The sequence below is a fragment of the Nitrospina gracilis Nb-211 genome (assembly GCF_021845525.1).
Lineage (GTDB): Bacteria > Nitrospinota > Nitrospinia > Nitrospinales > Nitrospinaceae > Nitrospina > Nitrospina gracilis_A.
Genome location: NZ_JAKJKD010000001.1, coordinates 575,797 through 593,339, shown reverse-complemented (window position 1 = coordinate 593,339; position 17,543 = coordinate 575,797). Strand labels below are relative to the sequence as shown.

At 59.6% G+C, this 17,543-nt stretch carries 15 protein-coding genes; 9 read left to right on the top strand and 6 right to left on the bottom strand.

Going from position 1 to position 17,543, the window contains the following annotated elements:
* The 4 genes from J2S31_RS02820 to J2S31_RS02805 all read left to right on the top strand — a co-directional run bounded on the left by J2S31_RS02820 (position 1) and on the right by J2S31_RS02805 (position 4,982).
* Entirely contained in the window at positions 1–1,473 is a 1,473-nt protein-coding gene (locus J2S31_RS02820; protein ID WP_237097537.1) for a TrkH family potassium uptake protein, read from the top strand.
* Positions 1,474–1,666: 193 nt separating this feature from the next.
* Positions 1,667–3,493 (top strand): sodium-extruding oxaloacetate decarboxylase subunit alpha, encoded by a 1,827-nt coding sequence (oadA, locus tag J2S31_RS02815; protein ID WP_237097536.1) that lies wholly within the window; start codon positions 1,667–1,669, stop codon positions 3,491–3,493.
* Complete coding sequence (locus J2S31_RS02810) at positions 3,494–4,708, top strand: sodium ion-translocating decarboxylase subunit beta (protein ID WP_371831625.1); 1,215 nt, start codon at positions 3,494–3,496, stop codon at positions 4,706–4,708.
* 1 nt (position 4,709) lies between these two features.
* Positions 4,710–4,982: an OadG family transporter subunit gene (locus tag J2S31_RS02805; protein ID WP_237097534.1), complete on the top strand. Its 273-nt coding sequence runs from the start codon at positions 4,710–4,712 to the stop codon at positions 4,980–4,982.
* Positions 4,983–5,004: 22 nt separating this feature from the next.
* On the opposite strand, the gene J2S31_RS02800 is transcribed toward J2S31_RS02805, so the two are convergent.
* A complete protein-coding gene (locus J2S31_RS02800; protein ID WP_237097531.1) occupies positions 5,005–6,978 on the bottom strand; it encodes a tetratricopeptide repeat protein in 1,974 nt (657 codons plus the stop codon).
* A 26-nt stretch (positions 6,979–7,004) separates the two neighbouring features.
* Complete coding sequence (locus J2S31_RS02795; protein WP_237097529.1) at positions 7,005–10,880, bottom strand: YhdP family protein; 3,876 nt, start codon at positions 10,878–10,880, stop codon at positions 7,005–7,007.
* A gap of 166 nt (positions 10,881–11,046) precedes the next feature.
* Between J2S31_RS02795 and rlmB the strand changes: the two genes are divergently transcribed.
* Positions 11,047–11,826 (top strand): 23S rRNA (guanosine(2251)-2'-O)-methyltransferase RlmB, encoded by a 780-nt coding sequence (gene rlmB / locus J2S31_RS02790; protein ID WP_237097527.1) that lies wholly within the window; start codon positions 11,047–11,049, stop codon positions 11,824–11,826.
* Positions 11,827–11,879: 53 nt separating this feature from the next.
* On the opposite strand, the gene rpsU is transcribed toward rlmB, so the two are convergent.
* Positions 11,880–12,071, bottom strand: coding sequence for a 30S ribosomal protein S21 (rpsU, locus tag J2S31_RS02785; protein WP_042251552.1), 192 nt, complete (start codon positions 12,069–12,071; stop codon positions 11,880–11,882).
* Between the two features lie 201 nt (positions 12,072–12,272).
* Between rpsU and J2S31_RS02780 the strand changes: the two genes are divergently transcribed.
* On the top strand, positions 12,273–13,487 hold the full coding sequence (locus J2S31_RS02780) for a ChaN family lipoprotein (protein WP_237097525.1): 1,215 nt from the start codon (positions 12,273–12,275) through the stop codon (positions 13,485–13,487).
* On the opposite strand, the gene J2S31_RS02775 is transcribed toward J2S31_RS02780, so the two are convergent.
* The 3 genes from J2S31_RS02775 to J2S31_RS02765 are packed head-to-tail and all read right to left on the bottom strand — an operon-like array spanning position 13,488 to position 14,784.
* Positions 13,488–14,261: an ABC transporter ATP-binding protein gene (locus J2S31_RS02775; RefSeq protein ID WP_237097523.1), complete on the bottom strand. Its 774-nt coding sequence runs from the start codon at positions 14,259–14,261 to the stop codon at positions 13,488–13,490. It abuts the gene before it with no gap.
* Positions 14,262–14,270: 9 nt separating this feature from the next.
* Positions 14,271–14,540, bottom strand: coding sequence for an acylphosphatase (locus J2S31_RS02770; RefSeq protein ID WP_237097522.1), 270 nt, complete (start codon positions 14,538–14,540; stop codon positions 14,271–14,273).
* A 7-nt stretch (positions 14,541–14,547) separates the two neighbouring features.
* Entirely contained in the window at positions 14,548–14,784 is a 237-nt protein-coding gene (locus tag J2S31_RS02765; protein WP_005005365.1) for a hypothetical protein, read from the bottom strand.
* 191 nt (positions 14,785–14,975) lie between these two features.
* Here J2S31_RS02765 and modA point away from each other — a divergent pair, with 191 nt between their 5' ends.
* The 3 genes from modA to modC are packed head-to-tail and all read left to right on the top strand — an operon-like array spanning position 14,976 to position 17,522.
* Positions 14,976–15,734, top strand: a complete 759-nt coding sequence (gene modA / locus J2S31_RS02760; RefSeq protein WP_237097521.1) for a molybdate ABC transporter substrate-binding protein — start codon at positions 14,976–14,978, stop codon at positions 15,732–15,734.
* Between the two features lie 10 nt (positions 15,735–15,744).
* The gene (gene modB / locus J2S31_RS02755; protein WP_237097520.1) at positions 15,745–16,425 is read left to right on the top strand and encodes a molybdate ABC transporter permease subunit; all 681 of its coding nucleotides are present in this window, start codon (positions 15,745–15,747) and stop codon (positions 16,423–16,425) included.
* A complete protein-coding gene (gene modC / locus J2S31_RS02750; protein WP_237097519.1) occupies positions 16,422–17,522 on the top strand; it encodes a molybdenum ABC transporter ATP-binding protein in 1,101 nt (366 codons plus the stop codon). The genes modB and modC overlap by 4 nt, the downstream gene beginning before the upstream one ends.
* Positions 17,523–17,543 lie beyond the last annotated feature (21 nt).

Sequence of the window (17,543 nt, the reverse complement as noted above, 5' to 3'; positions counted from 1 at the left end):
ATGAACCTCAAAGCCATCCTCAACGTTCAGGGCCACCTGTTGTTGATGCTGGCTGTTGTTTTGGTTTTCCCCGCAGGACTTGCCTTGTATTACCAGGAGAGCCCCCTTGCCGGAGACCTGTCGTCCACAGCGGGCTTCCTTATCACCGCCATGCTTTCGGGAGCCGGCGGGTACCTTCTCAAAAAATACCTGCCGATCGGCTTCGAATCGTTCCGGGGACGGGAGGGATTCGTCATCGTCGCCCTGTCCTGGATCCTGATCCCGCTGTTCGGGGCGCTCCCGTTTTATCTCACCGGCGTGTGCGACAGCTTCACCGACGCTTTTTTTGAAAGCATGAGCGGCTTCACCACCACCGGCGCCACCATTTTCTCCGACCTGTCGAACCTGTCCCACTCTCTGTTGTTCTGGCGCAACCTGACGCAGTGGCTGGGCGGCATGGGCATCATCATGTTGATCCTGGCCGTGTTTCCAGAGTTGGGCATCGGCAGCTTTCACCTGTTCAAAGCCGAGGTGCCCGGCGGCACCACCGTCGAGCGCATCCAGCCCCGGCTGGCGGAGACGGCCAAGATTTTGTGGAAAACCTACGTCATCCTCACCGTGGCCGAGACCCTTTTCCTTTATATGGGCGGCATGAGCCTGTTCGACGCGGTGTGCCACAGTTTTTCCACCGTCTCCACCGGTGGATTTTCACCCTACAACGAAAACCTGGCACATTTTGAAAGCTGGTACCTGCACGGCGTTGTCGTTCTGTTCATGTTCCTGTCGGGAATGAACTTCACCCTGCATTACCACCTGTTCCACGGCGAAGTCCGAAGCGTGCTGAAAAACCCCGAACTGCGCGTTTACACTTCCACCCTGGCGTTCTGTGTCGGGCTGTCCACCCTGTGGTTGTGGGACCACACCACCGGCGTGCCTCTGCTGGTCCTGCTGGAGCAGTCCCTGTTCACCGTGCTCTCCATCAACACCACCACCGGGTTCACCACCGTGGATTACAATCTGTGGCCGGTGCCCCTGAAGTTTCTGCTGGTGGTGCTGATGATGGTGGGCGGTTGCTCGGGATCGACCAGCGGCGGCATCAAATCCATCCGCCTCATCATCCTGTTCAAAATCATACATAGGGAACTGGCGCGTCTGATCCACCCCAGGGCCGTGATCCACGTGCACGTCGGCGGCAAGCCCGTTGGCGCCGACCACCTGCTGAATGCGGTGGCCTTGACCACGCTGTTCGCAACGTTCGCTTCCCTCAGCTTCCTCCTCATGATGTTCCTGGGCGTCGAGCCGGAGACCGCCGGTTCCGCCACCTTCGCCACACTTTCGGTCTCCGGTCCGGGCCTGGCGGAAGTGGGGCCCAGCGGCAATTACGCCCACATTCCGCTGGCGGGCAAATGGGTGCTCATTGCCAATATGCTGTTGGGACGCCTTGAAATGTTTTCGGTTATACTGCTGTTCCTGCCTATGACATGGCGTAAATAGGCATAAAATTGAATTGATTTTGGCAGGTTAATCCCTTAGTATTCTCCTGTCCAAATCCTGGGGGCATCCTCTTTCATTCCTTGATTCCATAAGAGTTTATGAGGCGAGGTCGATCTGTGCCCCCAACCGGAGAACCGGGGCGTGCCGCCCCGGACCCATTACCCAACACAACCTTTCGAAGGATTTCTGTGGGATGAATACCAACACCAATCCTCTTAAAATCACCGAGGTCGTCCTGCGGGATGCGCATCAGTCTCTGCTCGCCACCCGCATGAAAACCGCGGACATGCTCCCCATCGCGGAAAAGCTTGATTCAGTGGGCTTTTTCTCACTGGAGATGTGGGGCGGAGCCACGTTCGACAGTTGTATCCGGTTCCTCAATGAAGACCCGTGGGAACGCGTCCGCGCGCTCAAGAAAAAAATGCCGAAGACCCCGTTCCAGATGCTACTGCGGGGCCAGAACTGTGTCGGTTACCGGCATTACGCCGACGACATCGTCGAGCGGTTCGTGCAGAAATCGGCAGACGTTGGCATCGACATTTTTCGGATTTTTGACGCCCTGAACGACCTCAGGAATATCGAGGTGGCCGTCAAGACTGCGAAAAAGGCCGGTGGCACGGTCGAAGGCTGCATCAGTTATACGGTGAGCCCGGTCCACAACATTCCTCTTTACAAAGACATGGCCAAGCGGATTGTGGACATGGGGTGCGACATCCTGTGCATCAAGGACATGGCGGGTCTGCTGACGCCGCAGGTGATGGGCCCGCTCATCTCCGAGCTGAAAAGGGAAATCCCGCTTCCCATCCACCTGCACACCCACGCCACCACGGGCCTGGCCGGCATGAACATGCAGGCCGCCATCAATGCCGGCGTGGACATGGTGGACACGGCCATCTCCAGCCTGTCCATGGGCACCTCGCACTACGCGACGGAGTGCATCGTCGCCGCCACCCAGGGCACGCCGCGCGACAGCGGGCTGGACCTGGAGGTGCTCGAAGAAATCTCCGACTACTTCAAGGAAGTACGCAAACACTACACCCAGTTCGAAAGCAATTTCGTCGGCGTGGACATCAAGATCCTGCAAAGCCAGATCCCCGGCGGCATGATCTCCAACATGGAAAACCAGCTCCGCGAGCAGAACGCGCTCGACAAGCTGGACGAAGTGTTGAAAGAAGTGCCGCGTGTGCGCAAGGATCTGGGTTACCCCCCGCTGGTCACGCCGACCAGCCAGATCGTCGGCTCGCAGGCCACGTTGAACGTGCTGACCGGCGAACGCTACAAAATCATCACCAAGGAAACGCGCGAATGCGTGCTCGGCAAGTACGGCAAACTGCCGGGCGAGCTGGCCACCGAACTCATCCAGAAAGTCGCACAGGAAGAAAAGCTCATCGACTGTCGGCCGGCGGACCTGCTGGACCCGGAATGGGAGAAAATCTCGGCAGAGGTCGGCGACAAGGCGAAATCGGACGAAGACCGGCTGACCTACGCGATGTTTCCGAAGGTGGCATTGAAGTTCTTTGAGACGCGTGGCAAACCGCTTCCCGAAGCGGCGCCCGCCGCCTCCGCCAACGGCAAGAAAGGCGCGCCTGCGGCCGCACCCTCTGCGGCTTCCGCACCGGCGCCCGCCGCTTCTGCGGTCCCTGCCGGACCGGCGGTGTACGAAGTGAAGGTCAACGGCAAGCCGTACACGGTGGAAGTTGGACCGGCCCAGGCCGGCGGTGCCCCGGCACCCCAGTCCGCGGCGCCCGCTCCCGCCCCGGCGGCGGCTCCGGCGCCCGCTCCGGCTCCGGCGGCATCCTCCAACGGAACCAAGGCCATCACGTCCCCGCTTCCCGGATCGGTGTTCGCCATGAAATGCAAGGTGGGCGACCAGGTCAGTGAAGGCGACACGGTGATGGTCCTCGAATCCATGAAAATGGAAACCGAGGTCCACTCTCCGTATTCCGGAACCATCAACAGCATCCTAGTTCAGGAAGGGGCTAACGTACAAACCGGCGACGAACTCATTCTGATATCTTAAATGGACTTCACATTTCAAGACGCTATAAATCGGATTCTCCATTCCACCGGGTTCGCGGTGATCGAAGGAGGCCAGATCATTATGATTCTGATCTCTCTGGTCCTGCTGTACCTGGCGATCTGGAAAAAATTTGAACCGCTCCTGCTGTTGCCCATCGGCTTCGGTTGCCTGCTGGCCAACCTGCCGCTCAGCAACATGGCCAACACCAATGAAGGCGGTTTGCTCAACATTTTTTACTTCGGGGTCAAGCACGAGGTCCTGCCGCCGCTGATCTTTCTCGGCGTCGGCGCGCTGACGGACTTCGGTCCCCTGCTGGCGTACCCGGCGACCCTGCTCCTGGGCGCGGCGGCGCAGGTGGGCGTGTACACCACGCTGATCGGTGCGGTCGCTCTCGGATTCAACCTGCAGGAAGCCAGCGCCATCGGCATCATCGGCGGCGCGGACGGCCCCACGTCCATCTTCCTTGCGGCCAAACTGGCCCCGCACTTATTGGGGCCCATTGCGGTGGCCGCGTATTCCTATATGTCGCTCGTGCCACTCATTCAGCCGCCCATCATGCGCGCGCTGACCACGGAAAAAGAGCGCAAGGTGAAGATGGAACAGTTGAAACCGATTTCGCCCACGGTGAAGATTCTGTTTCCCATCATATCCACCATCGTCTGCATCCTGCTGCTTCCCGGCGTCGCGCCGCTTCTGGGCATGTTCATGCTGGGCAACCTGTTCCGCGAGTCCGGCGTCACCGCGCGCCTGCATGAAACGGCGCAGACCCATCTGATCAACATCGTCACCATCCTGCTGGCGCTGGCGGTGGGGTCGTCCATGACGGCGGAATCGTTCCTCACGCTGGACACCATCAAGATCATCGTGCTGGGCCTTCTGGCGTTCGCGTTCGCCACGGCCGGCGGGGTGCTGTTCGGGAAACTCATGTACATCCTGTCCGGAGGGCGGGTGAATCCGCTGATCGGCTCGGCAGGCGTGTCCGCCGTGCCCATGGCGGCACGCGTTTCGCAAAAGGTGGGCCAGGAAGCGGACAAATCCAACTTCCTGCTCATGCATGCGATGGGACCCAACGTTGCCGGGGTCATCGGCAGTGCCGTGGCGGCGGGTGTGTTTCTATCGTTGTTCGGCGACATCGGACCCGCCACCGAAGGCGCGTCCCACGCGGCGGTGCAGACCATCGAGCTGTTCGCCGCCAACACGGGAGCGGGAAACTGACATGAGCCCGATCATTCTTACTTCCATCAAGGTTTCGTTTCTGGCGCTGGGCGTCATCTTTCTGGTACTGGGGATTCTGATCGCCGCCATCAAGGTGATGACCTCGCTCATCCCCTACCAGGCGCCCGCCCCGGCTCCGGCCAAACCCAAACCCGCCGGCGCTCCCGCGGCCGCCTCGGAGGAAGACGAACACATCGCTGCCATCCAGGCGGCGATGACGCACCACTTGGGGGGTCAGCAGAACCTGCAGATCACGCGGATCTCTTCCAGATAACCGCGTTCCCTTTTCCCGTTACTCAGGTGGCGGAGCCTTTGTGTTCCCGCACCGCCTGCAGGTTCGCCCGGGCCGAAACATGGCCCGGTGCAAGCCGTAGAGCCTCCCGCAATTCCTGTTCGGCCTTGTCCAGGAATCCCGCCGCCATCAGCACCTCCGCAAACGCATTGTGCATGTCCGCGTTGTCCGGGCTCAAAAACACGGCAATGGAAAATTCCACAATGGCCGGATCATACCGTTCCCGCTTCTTATACAGATTGCCCAGGTTGGCGTGCGCCTCGGCCAGGTCGAAGTTCGTTTCGATGGCTTTTGTGTAAAACACCTCGGCCTCTTCGGGGTGTTTTCTCTTTTCGAACAGCAGGCCGAGATTGTTGTAGGGTTCCGCGAACCCGGAGTTCGTGACCGCCGCCTTGCGGAACCATTTCTCCGCTTTTTCGTGTTCACCTTTTTGCATGAACAACAGGCCCAGGTTGTTCTCGATCATCGCGTCGGGTTCGATAGCCAGGGCTTCGTGGAACTTTTTTTCCGCCTGGTCCCATTCGCCGCGGTTCTGATGCGCCAGCGCAAGCAGGTTGTATGGCGACGTATAATTCTTTTTGATGCGGATGGCCTTCCGGAACATGTTCATCGCACCGTCCTGGTCGCCATGTTGGTTGTAATAGATGCCGAGGTTGGTGTGGGCGCGCGCCAGTTTATTGGGAAAATGCGCGATCACCCATTCCCAGAACACGCCGGTGTCCTTCCACACCGAAATCTGTTTGATGGTCCACACGCTGGTCACACCAATGCACACCACGGCAAAGTAACCAAGGACCACGCTCGCCAGCACCTCGCGCCGCCGTTCCACGGCATACCGCCACAGCCGGATGACACCGAGGGCCAGCAACACATAAAACCCGAGCGTGGGGATGTAGGTGAAGCGGTCGGCGGCGGCCTGTCCGCCGACTTGAATGATGCCGATCACCGGTGACAGCGTGACCAGGTAAATCAGCCACACCGTCATCCAGTACCTCCGGCCTTCTTTCCACTTCACGAAACAGAACCAGCAGATGACAAAAAACGTTGCCACCTCCAGCCACAGCCTCGCGTCCCAGTCGGGGAAGGGGTACAACGGCACCAGTGGTTTCGGCCACAAGGTTTTTTCAATATAGAACACGGTGGTTCTCAGCGCGTTGACGATGCGGACGGTGAAACTCAGATCGTCGATCTCCACCACCGCGCCCTGAATTTTCTGCGCAATGTAGGTGATGACCGCCGTGCCGAAGCTCATCACGAAACATGAGATCTTCTCCACAAAACAAGCCCACGCATCGGCGCGGCTCTTGATGCGGTTGAGGGGATACAGATCCAGAATCAAAAGAACGACAGGAAACGTGACGGCCATGGGTTTGGACATGAGCGCCAGCAGGAACAGAACCAGCACCCAGCGATACCAGCGGTGGCGTTCGCTTCTATCCTTCGCCTCGGCAAAACGCAGATAAGCGAGCAGAGCGCTGAACATGAACAGCCCGCACAGCAGGTCCTTTCTCTCCGCCGCCCACACCACCGACTCCACGCGGAGCGGATGCACGGCAAACATCAACGCCGCCCAGGCGCAAACCAGAAGCACTCCACTGCGCCCTTTCAATTCCGGGTACGCGCGGTTGGCAAAGTGGAAGATCAATAGAAACACCAGGAACGCGTTGATGCCGTGCAGGACGATGCTCACAAAGTGGTGTCCCGCCGGCTCCAGTCCGAACAGACGGTAATCGATGGCGTGCGACAGCCACGTCACCGGCTGCCAGTAAAAAGGCTTGAGGCTGATCAGCATGTGCAGGATGTTCTCCGGCGCGAGCGAACGGATCATGGGGTTGTCCAGGATATATCCGTTGTCGTCCCAATGCACAAACCCGTTGTCGAGTGCGGCCCAGAAAACGATCAGCACGAAAAAAAATAAAGCGAGAAACACCAGGGGCACGGTCTGCGTGGAAGAGCCTGAGGGTTTGAGTCGAATCATGATCCTGTGTTGAGTTGAGATTGCAGTCAGTTTTGTTCCGTCCGTTCCGCGTCGCCGGACAGGATGTACTGCGGGGTTTTCAAGATCGCGCCAAACATGCCCACCACTTTTTTACCCAGCGAGGTGAAAGGAACCGCTTTGACTTCCGGGTTTTCGAACGGACCGCGTACCTGGAAGTAGTTTTTGAACACGCTCTCTTCCTCCCCGCCGGTGATGATTTTACCCACCAGCGGAATGTTTTTGAAGAAGGAATCCACCGCGCGCCAGGGAGCGACCCCCACCACAGTATCCATGTTGTGCGCGTTCAAATCAAATGTTCCAACCAGCGTCATCAGTTCCTTTGGGTTTTCAAAAATGAAATTTTCGGTGACAGCCACCCCGTCCTTCAGGAAAAAGTCGCCCTTGACCACCTTGTAATCCGCGAACGGCCGCTGTCGGCGCTCAACCGCCTTGTCCGGGTTCAGCGAGTAACCGAACAGCTGGGTCGTGCCGTTCAGCAGGCGCCCGGTGTGGATGCGCCCGTTGCGGATGCGAAGCACCAGGGTGCCGTCCAGCGTGCGGGTGAGTTCTTTCAAACTCGTACCGCGCGCGGACACGCGGGCTTCCAGCCGCTCCAGCGTCCCGGTCAGGCAGTTTTCGAACAGGTCGCCGAACACACCGAAAAACCCTTCCACCCGTTCGCCGGTGGAAACGATGTGGGCAGAGACCTCGGGAGGTTCCTGTTCCCGGATTTTCAATGTGGCGCGGACATCGAACCGGTCCCGTCCCTTACGGCCCCACTTCAGGTTGTCAGTGGACACCACGCCCTCCGCAAACCGGAACGTTCCGTTGAAATCATGAAAGCGCGCATGCGGGACAGTGAAACTGGCCAGACTGAGGTCCACGGACCCCGATCCGTTACGGAACCAGGGCGGCGCCGTCCATCCCCCCACGCCGACGGCCGTTCCCTCCGGAGAGGATCCCGGCGGCGTTTCTTTTTTAAACTGGGTGATGTCCAATGCGTTGCCGCTGATCTTCAGATCCCATTCCGGCCGTTCGGTGACAACGAGTTTGCCCTCGAGGGAGAGAGGCATTTTACCAAGCGTCACGCGGGCCCTGGTGACCTTCATCACACGGTTGGCGAAAAACATCTCACCGTCCACCCACACCGGCATCGATACCGCTTCCGGAGCAAACCGCACGTTGTCCAGTTGAACACGGCCCTCGTAATCCCCGGCTTCCGGCGAGTCGAGCAACCCCTTTCCCGAAATGTCAAAGTCCATCATGCCCGCCCGCGCCCCGCGCAGGGGTTTGATGTAAGGCGAAAGCGACGCCATTTGAAAGCGGTGGGCTCCCAGCTTGAACTGAAACCGGGCGGGGTCTTCCAGCAGAAGGTGGGCGGTGCCGGAAACCCGGTTGCCGTTCAATGCCACCGCCAGCGTTTTGAAATCGATGCCTTCCTTTTCCGTAAACACCATCACCGTCTCGATGGTGTTGGCAACCGCTCCCGGTTTGGCCAGCAGGTCGCGGTACGAATACGAAGCGCCGGTGAGGTCGATGGAGTTCTTCAGCGTGACGGACCGCTTGCTCCAGTGAAGAACCGATTCCACCTGCGCCACCCCTTCATAGGACAAGGTCTCCAGAAAGGGAACGCCAGTGAAGTCCTGCTGTTGAAAATCCGAGGCTGTCGCCTTGAGCACCAGTTCGGCCTTGGGCTGGCCGGGATGAAAGAACGTGCCCTGCAGGCGGATGCCGGAATCGCCGTAACGCGCATCGCTGGTTTCAAACGAAATTTTCTCGCCGTCGAAAGTGAGCGAACCGGTCACCTTCTGCAAAGGACGAAACCGTCCGCGATACGACACCGACACGTCTTCAAACCGCACGCCCCCGCTCATCTTCGTTTTTTTCTTCGGGTCTGCAAACCGCTCCTCCCGGTACTTGATACGCAACGTGCCGTCGGACACTTCCATTTTTTTGAGGATGCGGCCGAAACTGCCGGGGACCGCCGTGACGGGAACGAACTGCTTCGACTGCAGCGCCCCCAAATCCACCTGGGCGGTCAGTTCCGTCTTCGCGCGGCCACCCGCAATATGCGCGGTGCCGGTCACATCACGAAACCGATGATTGTGGCACTCCGCCGAAAACCCCGCGAACCGCAACGTCCATCCCGCTTCCCGGTCTTCTCCAGCCGGTGCGTTTTCAAATGCCACCGTTCCCGTGATCTTCTGAAACGGCGACGTCAGGCTTCCCGCCTGAAACGTGGCGTCACGCACCCGCATTTCTCCTTGCACCCGCCACTGGGCAGGCAACAGCGTGGGACCGGACAACGTCAACCGCGTTTCGCTTTCTCCGCTTGCCTGCTTGATGGACTGAAGCGCATTCCGGATCTCCCCTTCCCCCACCTGTCCGCGTGCCATCGAAACCAGTTCGTCAATCTTCGCCTGCACCTCCAGCTTTGTCTCCATGCGTGGCGTGGTGGTGAAATCGCTCAATACACTCTTGATGTTTTGAAGCGTCACCTGCCGCCAACGCGCCTGCGCCCACTTCGCCGTCACCCGGCCTTCCCGGTATTCCACTGACCCCGTCACCCGCTGGAGGTTCGCCAACGCATCTCCCGCCGCGACGTTGTTCAGGTTCACCTTCGCCGAAAGATTGTGCGGCAGGGTTCCGGCAAGCATGCTTTGAAGTTCATTCCAGGTGCCGCGAAACGCCGCCGATTCCACCTCGATCTCACCCGACTTCCAGTACTGGAGGGCGGAAGAACGGATATCCGGAGGCATCATGTGGAAGGGAAATGCGTCCTCCCATTGACCGGGGGATACAGCGGAGGTGCGCACCTGGAACGCCACGCCGGGGTCCGGTGCGGGAAACGGAGTGAGCGCGCCCTGAATCTGGAACCGGTAATCGCCCGCGGCATAATCGGCACGGCGCACCTCCAGCGCTCCCGGCGTCCACACCACGGCATAATCAAACCCACCGCTCGGAGGCAGGTTTGCCGCTGTCAGCGAGGGGGTTCCGTCACTCGCGTCGTACTGGTGTTCGAGAGTGCCGGATGTTTCGAGGATCGTCCCCCACGTGCCGGAAAAAGTGGACTGTGTGCGCAGAACCGCTGGACGCATTTCGAATTTCAGGATCTGTTCCCAGTACGGCCGCAGGCGTTCGCTTCGCAGGCGTTCGATTTCCACCCGGCCCACGTAGTGCACCGAGTGCATGTCATCGAGCCCGCCCGCGAAATCGATTTCACCTTTAAGTTCGAGATCCGGTTCATTCAACTTGCGCGGGGCCCAGGCCGCCTGCAATTTCAAAACCAGCTTCGCCGCCAGAAGCGGCCGCGACAAAGCCAGATTCACATAATGAAGAGTGATCGCCGTCGGTGATCCATCCCGATCCACAACCGCGTGGTCGATCCAGCGCAGGGTGCTGTCTTCCATCTCAATACTGCGGATGGTTTCTGCCCACAACAAGGGCCTCGCGCCACTCGTTCCCGTGGAAGCGTTCGAGGAAACCGTTTTCAAAAACGGCAGGCGCCCTTCCCGGTCGCGCACCAGTTGGATGTCCGCGCCTTCGACTTCAATGCTGTGAATGGACACCTGCTGTTTGGAGAGAAAAGGCAGAATGCGGAAACCAATCCACACCGACCCGGCGGAGAACTCAATTTGCGGCTGGCTTCCAGCTTGCAGCGCGTCGGTGTGAAGAAGACTCAGCCGGTTGAGGCGCAATCCCAGTCCGTCCTCTTCAAAATCGACTTCCACCGATTCCAGCGTCACCGGCCGTCCGGCCAGACGCTCGAGTTCGGCAATGACCATGCCCTTCACCGTCTCCTCGTCGCTGAGCCGCAGGTAAAGCAATCCCCCCACCCCGAGGCACAACAACAGCACGGCAATCAGGATACGAAGAAAGAGTTTCTTTTTGGAAAAGGGCATGGTAAGAATACGTGGATGACCGCTTGTTCTTAAACGACTATCCAGTCAGGTGGGAACCGGTCCCTGAACCTCAGTGTAACGCATTCGGAGACGGAGCGCTTCCAAGATTGCAACCTGCTTGTTTGGCGGGGTTTGGGAGACGCCGATCCGCCTGCCATCCGCTCTCATGTCCGATCAAACCAGCCAAGAATGCGTGTACGGCGTGCACCCGGTGCGCCAGGCGTTGGAAACGGGCGCGCGTCACTGCTACAAAATCGTTTTCGAAAAAGACAAAAATCCGGCGCGCCTGCAGGACCTCCAGTCCCTCGCCAGGAGCCGCAAGATCCGCATCGAAACCCTGCCGCGCGACGCTTTCCGCAAACGCTTCGGCGAGCAGGGTCAACAGGGCGTGGTGGGGTTCTTCGCCCCGGTGCCAACACTCGGACTGCACGAATTGATGGAACGCGCCTTCAAGGCGACGGAGCGTCCGGTGGTGGTTCTGCTCGACGGCATCCAGGATCCGCAGAACCTGGGAGCGCTGATCCGCTCCGCCTATGTGCTCGGCATGCAGGGGGTGGTTCTGCCACGTCACCGCGCGGTGCCGTTGAACGAAACCGTGGCGCGGTGCTCCTCCGGCGCCATCGAGCATTTGCCGGTGAGCGTGGTCACCAACCTGAACAACGCCATCGCAGCGCTCAAGGAAGCGGGTTTCTGGATCGTGGGGGTGGACATGGCGGGCAACCCCGCCTGCGACCGGTTCGAGTTCAACATGCCGGTGGCGCTGGTGATCGGCGGCGAGGGCAAGGGCCTGCGCCTGTCCACGCGCAAGGCCTGCGATTTCGTCGTCTCCATTCCCATGGACGGCGAGTTGGGATCGTTGAACGCATCCGTGGCGGGGGCCATCCTGTTCTATGAAATCCTGCGGCAACGCCGCACCGCATCGCATTCCAAACAGAAAAAGGGCTGATACCCGAAAGTACCAGCCCTTTTTTAAAATCTATCGAAAACCCAATCGGAAGATCAGGAGTATCCTCTTCGCTGTGCGGACTTGCGTTTCTTCTTCGCTTCCTTCTGCTTTCGCTTTTTCTTGACCGAAGGCTTTTCATAAAACCGGCGCCGCTTCAATTCTTTCAGCAAGCCCTCCTTGGTCATCTGCCGCTTCAAGGCTTTCAACGCTTTATCGACCTGATTTTGATGAACGACGACTTCCAGCAAAAAAATCGACCTCCCAGAATTAATGGAATTTATACGTTGGGGTATTTATTTTTAAAAATGCAATTATCAAAAAACGGAAACGGGAAGTCAAGCGCTATCAATTGATATCTTCCGTTTTCAAGGCCTTTTGGACTTGTTTTTGAGGCGCCGGGTCTGGTACTTCTGGAAGCAGGGAAACATCCACGGCAGGAGAGGCTCATGCTCATTATTTCGCGTTCACTTGCAATCGCTTTGTTTCTAATAGTTTCCGGTCTTCCCAGCGGGGTCCTGGCAACGGATTTTGCCGTTCCCAACAACGGCTCGCCCTACCGCAACCTGGGGGAGCTGGAAACCGGCCAGATCCTGCACCTGCCCACCGGAGTGGTGGTCACCCCGGAGCAGATGATGAACACCCTCTCTGGATCGCGCGTCATCTACGTGGGCGAGACCCATGACAACCTGGAGGCGCACCGCGTGCAGTTGGAAGTCATCCGCGACCTGCACCGGCGTTACCCCGGCAAGGTCACCGTGGGGATGGAGATGTTCCGCCGCTCGGCGCAGGGCCAGCTCGACCTGTGGCATGACGGCCAGCTCACCCCGCGCCAGTTCCGCAAACTGTTCCGCGACAACTGGGGCATGGGCATCCAGCTCTACCAGCCGATCTTCGATTTTCTGGAAGCAAACCGCATTCCGCTGATCGGTTTGAAATCCACCGAGACCATGGAACAGCGCCTGCGCGAAGGCGGTCCCAACCAACCCGGCCTGCCGGAGATCGATGAAAACGATCCCTACCACCGCGCTTATTCCATGGCCCTGTTCGGCGGCCACGATTCCCATTCAACCGAGGGCTTCCATCCCTACCAGATGCTGTTGCTGTGGGAGGAAAGCATGGCGGAAACCATCGCCGAGTTTCTCACCGACGACCGTTTTCCCGGCCACAAACTGGTGGTGCTGGCGGGCGGCTTTCATGTGCAGTATGGTTATGGCATTCCCAAGCGCGCCTTTCGCCGTGTGCCGCACGCCTATTCCATTGTGTTGCCGACGGTGACCGAGATTCCGGATGACCTCAAGAACCGCGAGATGAAATTCGAGTCGGTGGGCATCCCGCTTTACAGTTCGGACTTTGCGTGGAAGCTGGACTACGTGGTGCCGCCGCCCATGCGCATCCGCCTTGGCGTGTACCTGGAAGACCGCGACGACGGTCTGCACGTGATCCGCGTCATGCCCAACTCCAATGCCGAACGCATGGGCATCCGCAAAGACGATCTCATCCAGAAACTGAACGGCACGCGCGTGGTCGATACGGAGGAATTGTCATCGCGCCTGCAGAAACATGATTTCGGTGAGACCGTGCGCGTGCATCTTCTGCGCGACCAGCAGGAGGTCGAGGTGGAGGGAGTTCTGCACCAACCGCCGGAATCCCCGCACGATTGATCAGACCGCCGGAGACTCCATGGAAATACCCAGCCGCTCCAGGTTGGTGTCGCCGGTCAGCTCCAGAAAAATATCTTCCAGCTCCAGATGCTCCTGGTCCTTCTTCGCCATGCGGCGGAGTTCCTCCATCGAGCCCAGCGCGATGACCTCACCTTTCTGAATGATGCCGATGCGGTCGCACATGGCCTGCGCGATGCCGAGCGAATGCGTGGACATGAACACCGCCGCGCCGCGTTGGCACAGGTCGGTGAACAACTGCTTCACCTGCCGCGCCCCCTTGGGATCGAGCCCGACCAGCGGCTCGTCCACGATGAGCACTTTGGGTTCGTGCAACAGCGCGGCGGAGATGATGAGCTTCTGCTTCATGCCGTGCGAATAGCCCTCGATGAGCGCGTTCTCCGCATCCATGAGATCGAAAAACGCAAGGAACTCGTCGGTGCGTTCCTCGGCCAGCTTCATGTCGATGCCGTACAACTTCGCGATGAACATCAGGTACTCGCGGCCGGTGAGCTTTTCATAAATGAAGGGGCGGTCGGGAATGTAGCCGAAGATGGACTTGGCGCTGAGGGGTTCTTTGGCCACGTCGTGGCCGCCGATGAGCACCGTGCCGCTGGTGGGTTTCAGCAGGCCGACCAGCATTTTGATGGTGGTGGTTTTGCCTGCGCCGTTGGGACCGAGAAAGCCGAAAAACTCCCCGGCCGGCACCTTCAGGTTGACGCCTTTGACGGCGTGAACGTCGCGGTAGCTTTTAACGAGGTCGATGAGTTCGATCACGGCAGGGAATCAGCGTATGTCAAATGAATGGAAGCCTTGAGCGGGAATCCAGTCCACGTCCACGTGCTTGACGTTCGCCATGGCGGGACCCCTGCGGCACCAGTCGATCAGGCGGTCCAGGTGATCGCGGTCGCCTTCGGCGTGAATCTCGACGGAACCGTCATCAAGGTTGCGCACCCAGCCGGCGACTCCCAGTTCCTTCGCCACCTTTTCCGTGTTGGCGCGGAAGAACACGCCCTGCACGCGTCCCTCGACTTTCAAATGAACGGCGTCGCTCATGGCTGGCTCAGCTTCCGCGGTTGCCCTGATCATAAAGATGCTGGATTTCCCGGTAGATGCCGAATTTGGAACCGTCGCCGATCTTCTCGCCGAACTTGCCCAGGTCGCGCATGATGCGCTGAAACTCGGACAAACCACCGGTGAAATTTTCGATCAACGGACTGAAATACGCCTGCTCATCCGGATCCAACCGGCCGTTGATTTCCCGCAATCGTTCTTTAAGAGGTTCGAAGTTCTTTTCCATGGCCCTTATGGTAGCGTTCCGAATTTGCCATTGCAACGGTTTTCAATTCCCTTCCGGCCGGGCCATCCGCCCTTCCCGCCTCCGTGAAAAACCCTTCTGACGCCGCTTGACGCCTCGATATGTTTTATGATATATAACGTGGCAAGCGCAATGGGGACGTCCTTCACTCACTCTCAAACGGGATAACTTTCATGTGGAAACGGATGGTTGTGCTGGGGCTGATCGGTTTGTTGTGCTTCCCGGCCGTGGCCGGTGCGGACACGGCGACGGTCGCGGTCGCATCAAATTTTCTCGGCCCTCTCAAACACATTGCCGGCCAATTTGAAGCCAGGACGGGACACACGGCGCGCATTGTTTCCGGTAGCACCGGCAAGCTGTATGCGCAGATCCTCAACGGCGCGCCGTTTCACGTGTTTCTGGCGGCGGACTCCAAACGCCCGCGCCTGCTGGAAGATCAAAAGCTGGCGGTCAACGGGTCGCGCTTCACCTACGCGCGCGGGCGGCTCGCCTTGTGGAGCGCGGACCCGGCATGGATCCGTGGCGACGGCGTGCCCGTTTTGAAAGACGGGGCGTTCCGCCACCTGGCCCTCGCCAACCCCAAGACCGCGCCGTACGGTCAGGCGGCGCAATCCACTTTGCAGAAACTGGGTTTGTGGGAAACGTTGCAGGGGCGCATCGTGCGCGGCGAGAACGTGGGGCAGGCGTTTCAGTTTGCGGCGAGCGGCAACGCGGAGGTGGGATTCGTCGCCCTGTCGCAGGTGCTGGCCCTGCCTCCCGCCCGGCAGGGAAGCCACTGGGAAGTACCGGGGTCTTATCACGACCCCATCGAGCAGGACGCGGTCCTTTTGCAAAAAGGCAATGGCAACGCCGCGGCGAAGGCCCTGCTTGAGTTTTTGAAAACGCCGGAGGTACGGGAACAAATCCGTTCTTCCGGCTACGAAACCGATTGAGGAACATTTCATGGAGAACGCGATCGACTGGCAGCCGATGTTTTTGACGCTGAAGCTGGCGGGCACGACGGTGCTGGTGCTGTTGCTGGTGGGCACGCCCCTGGCGTGGTGGTTGTCGCAGACGCGGTCGCGCGGCAAGGTGTGGGTTGAGGCGGTGGTGGCCCTGCCCCTGGTTCTGCCGCCGACGGTACTGGGTTTTTACCTGTTGATCGCGCTCGGCGCGAACGGCTTCATCGGCGGCCCCATCCAGGCATGGACGGGCGCGTCTTTGGCCTTCACCTTTCCCGGTCTCGTCGTCGCCTCCACCCTCTACTCCCTGCCATTCGTGGTGCAACCCCTGCAGGGCGCGTTCGAGTCGATCGGCCGCTCCTACCTTGAAGCAGCCTGGGCGCTTCGCGCTTCGAAGTGGGACGCATTTTTCACCGTCGCCTCGCCTCTGGCGCTCCGCGGCTACATCACCGCCATCGTGCTGGGCTTCGCGCACACACTGGGGGAGTTCGGCGTGGTGTTGATGGTGGGCGGCAACATTCCCGGCAAAACGAAAGTCGTTTCCATCGCCATTTACGATCACGTGGAAGTGCTCGAATACGCGCAGGCGCACTGGTTGTCCGGCGGCCTGCTGGTGTTTTCGTTCCTGGTTCTGCTGATCGTGTACACCTTCAACCGCCGCCTTCCACTCAACGTCGCATGACCCGGCTCACCGCGCGCTTTCAGGTTTCTCATCCCGGCTTCGATCTGGATACGAAGCTCGATGTCCCGGCACACGGGGTGACCGTCGTCTTCGGTCGTTCGGGAAGCGGCAAGACCACGCTCCTCCGTTGCATGGCGGGACTGACCCGGTCGCCCTCCGGTTTTTTCCAGGTCGGCGATGATGTGTGGCAGGACGAATCGCAGGGCCTGTTCCGTCCGGTACACCAGCGCGCCATTGGGCTGGTGTTTCAGGACGCACGCCTGTTCCCGCACCTGAACGTGGAATCCAATCTGAAATACGGTTACCAGCGCATCGCGGAGAGCGAACGGAAGATCGGTTTCGATCACATCGTTTCCTTACTGGAACTCACTCCCCTGCTGGACCGCCGGCCAGCCCACCTGTCCGGCGGCGAGCAGCAACGCGTCGCCATCGGCCGCGCGTTGCTCACCAGTCCACGCCTCCTGCTGATGGACGAGCCGCTGGCCAACCTGGACACCGCGCGCAAGATGGATATCCTGCCCTACCTGCTGAAACTGCGCGCGGAGCTGGGACTGCCCATCGTGTACGTCAGTCATTCGCTGGAAGAAATATTGCAGTTGGTGGACACGCTGGTGTTGTTGAAAGCGGGGCGGGTGATCGCCTGCGGTGCGGCCGAAACGGTGCTCTCCGAACTGCCGCCGGGAGAGCGCATCGATCCGGGCCTGGCGGGAACACTGCTGGACACGACGGTGGTGGACCACGACGATGCGTATGCGCTGACGCGGGTGCAGTATGGAAATCAATACCTCTACCTGCCGCGGCAGAACGTGGCGGCGGGGCGGCCTCTGCGACTGCACATCCTGGCGCGCGACATCAGCATCGTGGTGAGCCCGACGGACGTCCAGACCAGCGTGCTCAACATTCTGGAGGCGACGGTGATGGAAATCCTGGAAGGCGGTGGTTCGGCGCACGCGGTGGACATCCGCCTCGACGCCGGTCAGCCGCTGCTCGCCACCATCACAAAGAAGTCGCTGTCCCGGCTTGGCCTCAAACCGAGACAGAAAGTGTACGCACACATCAAGGCGGTGCAGATGGTGCACGAAATTCCGGGGTTTTGATTGCAGAGGGAACGGCGAAAA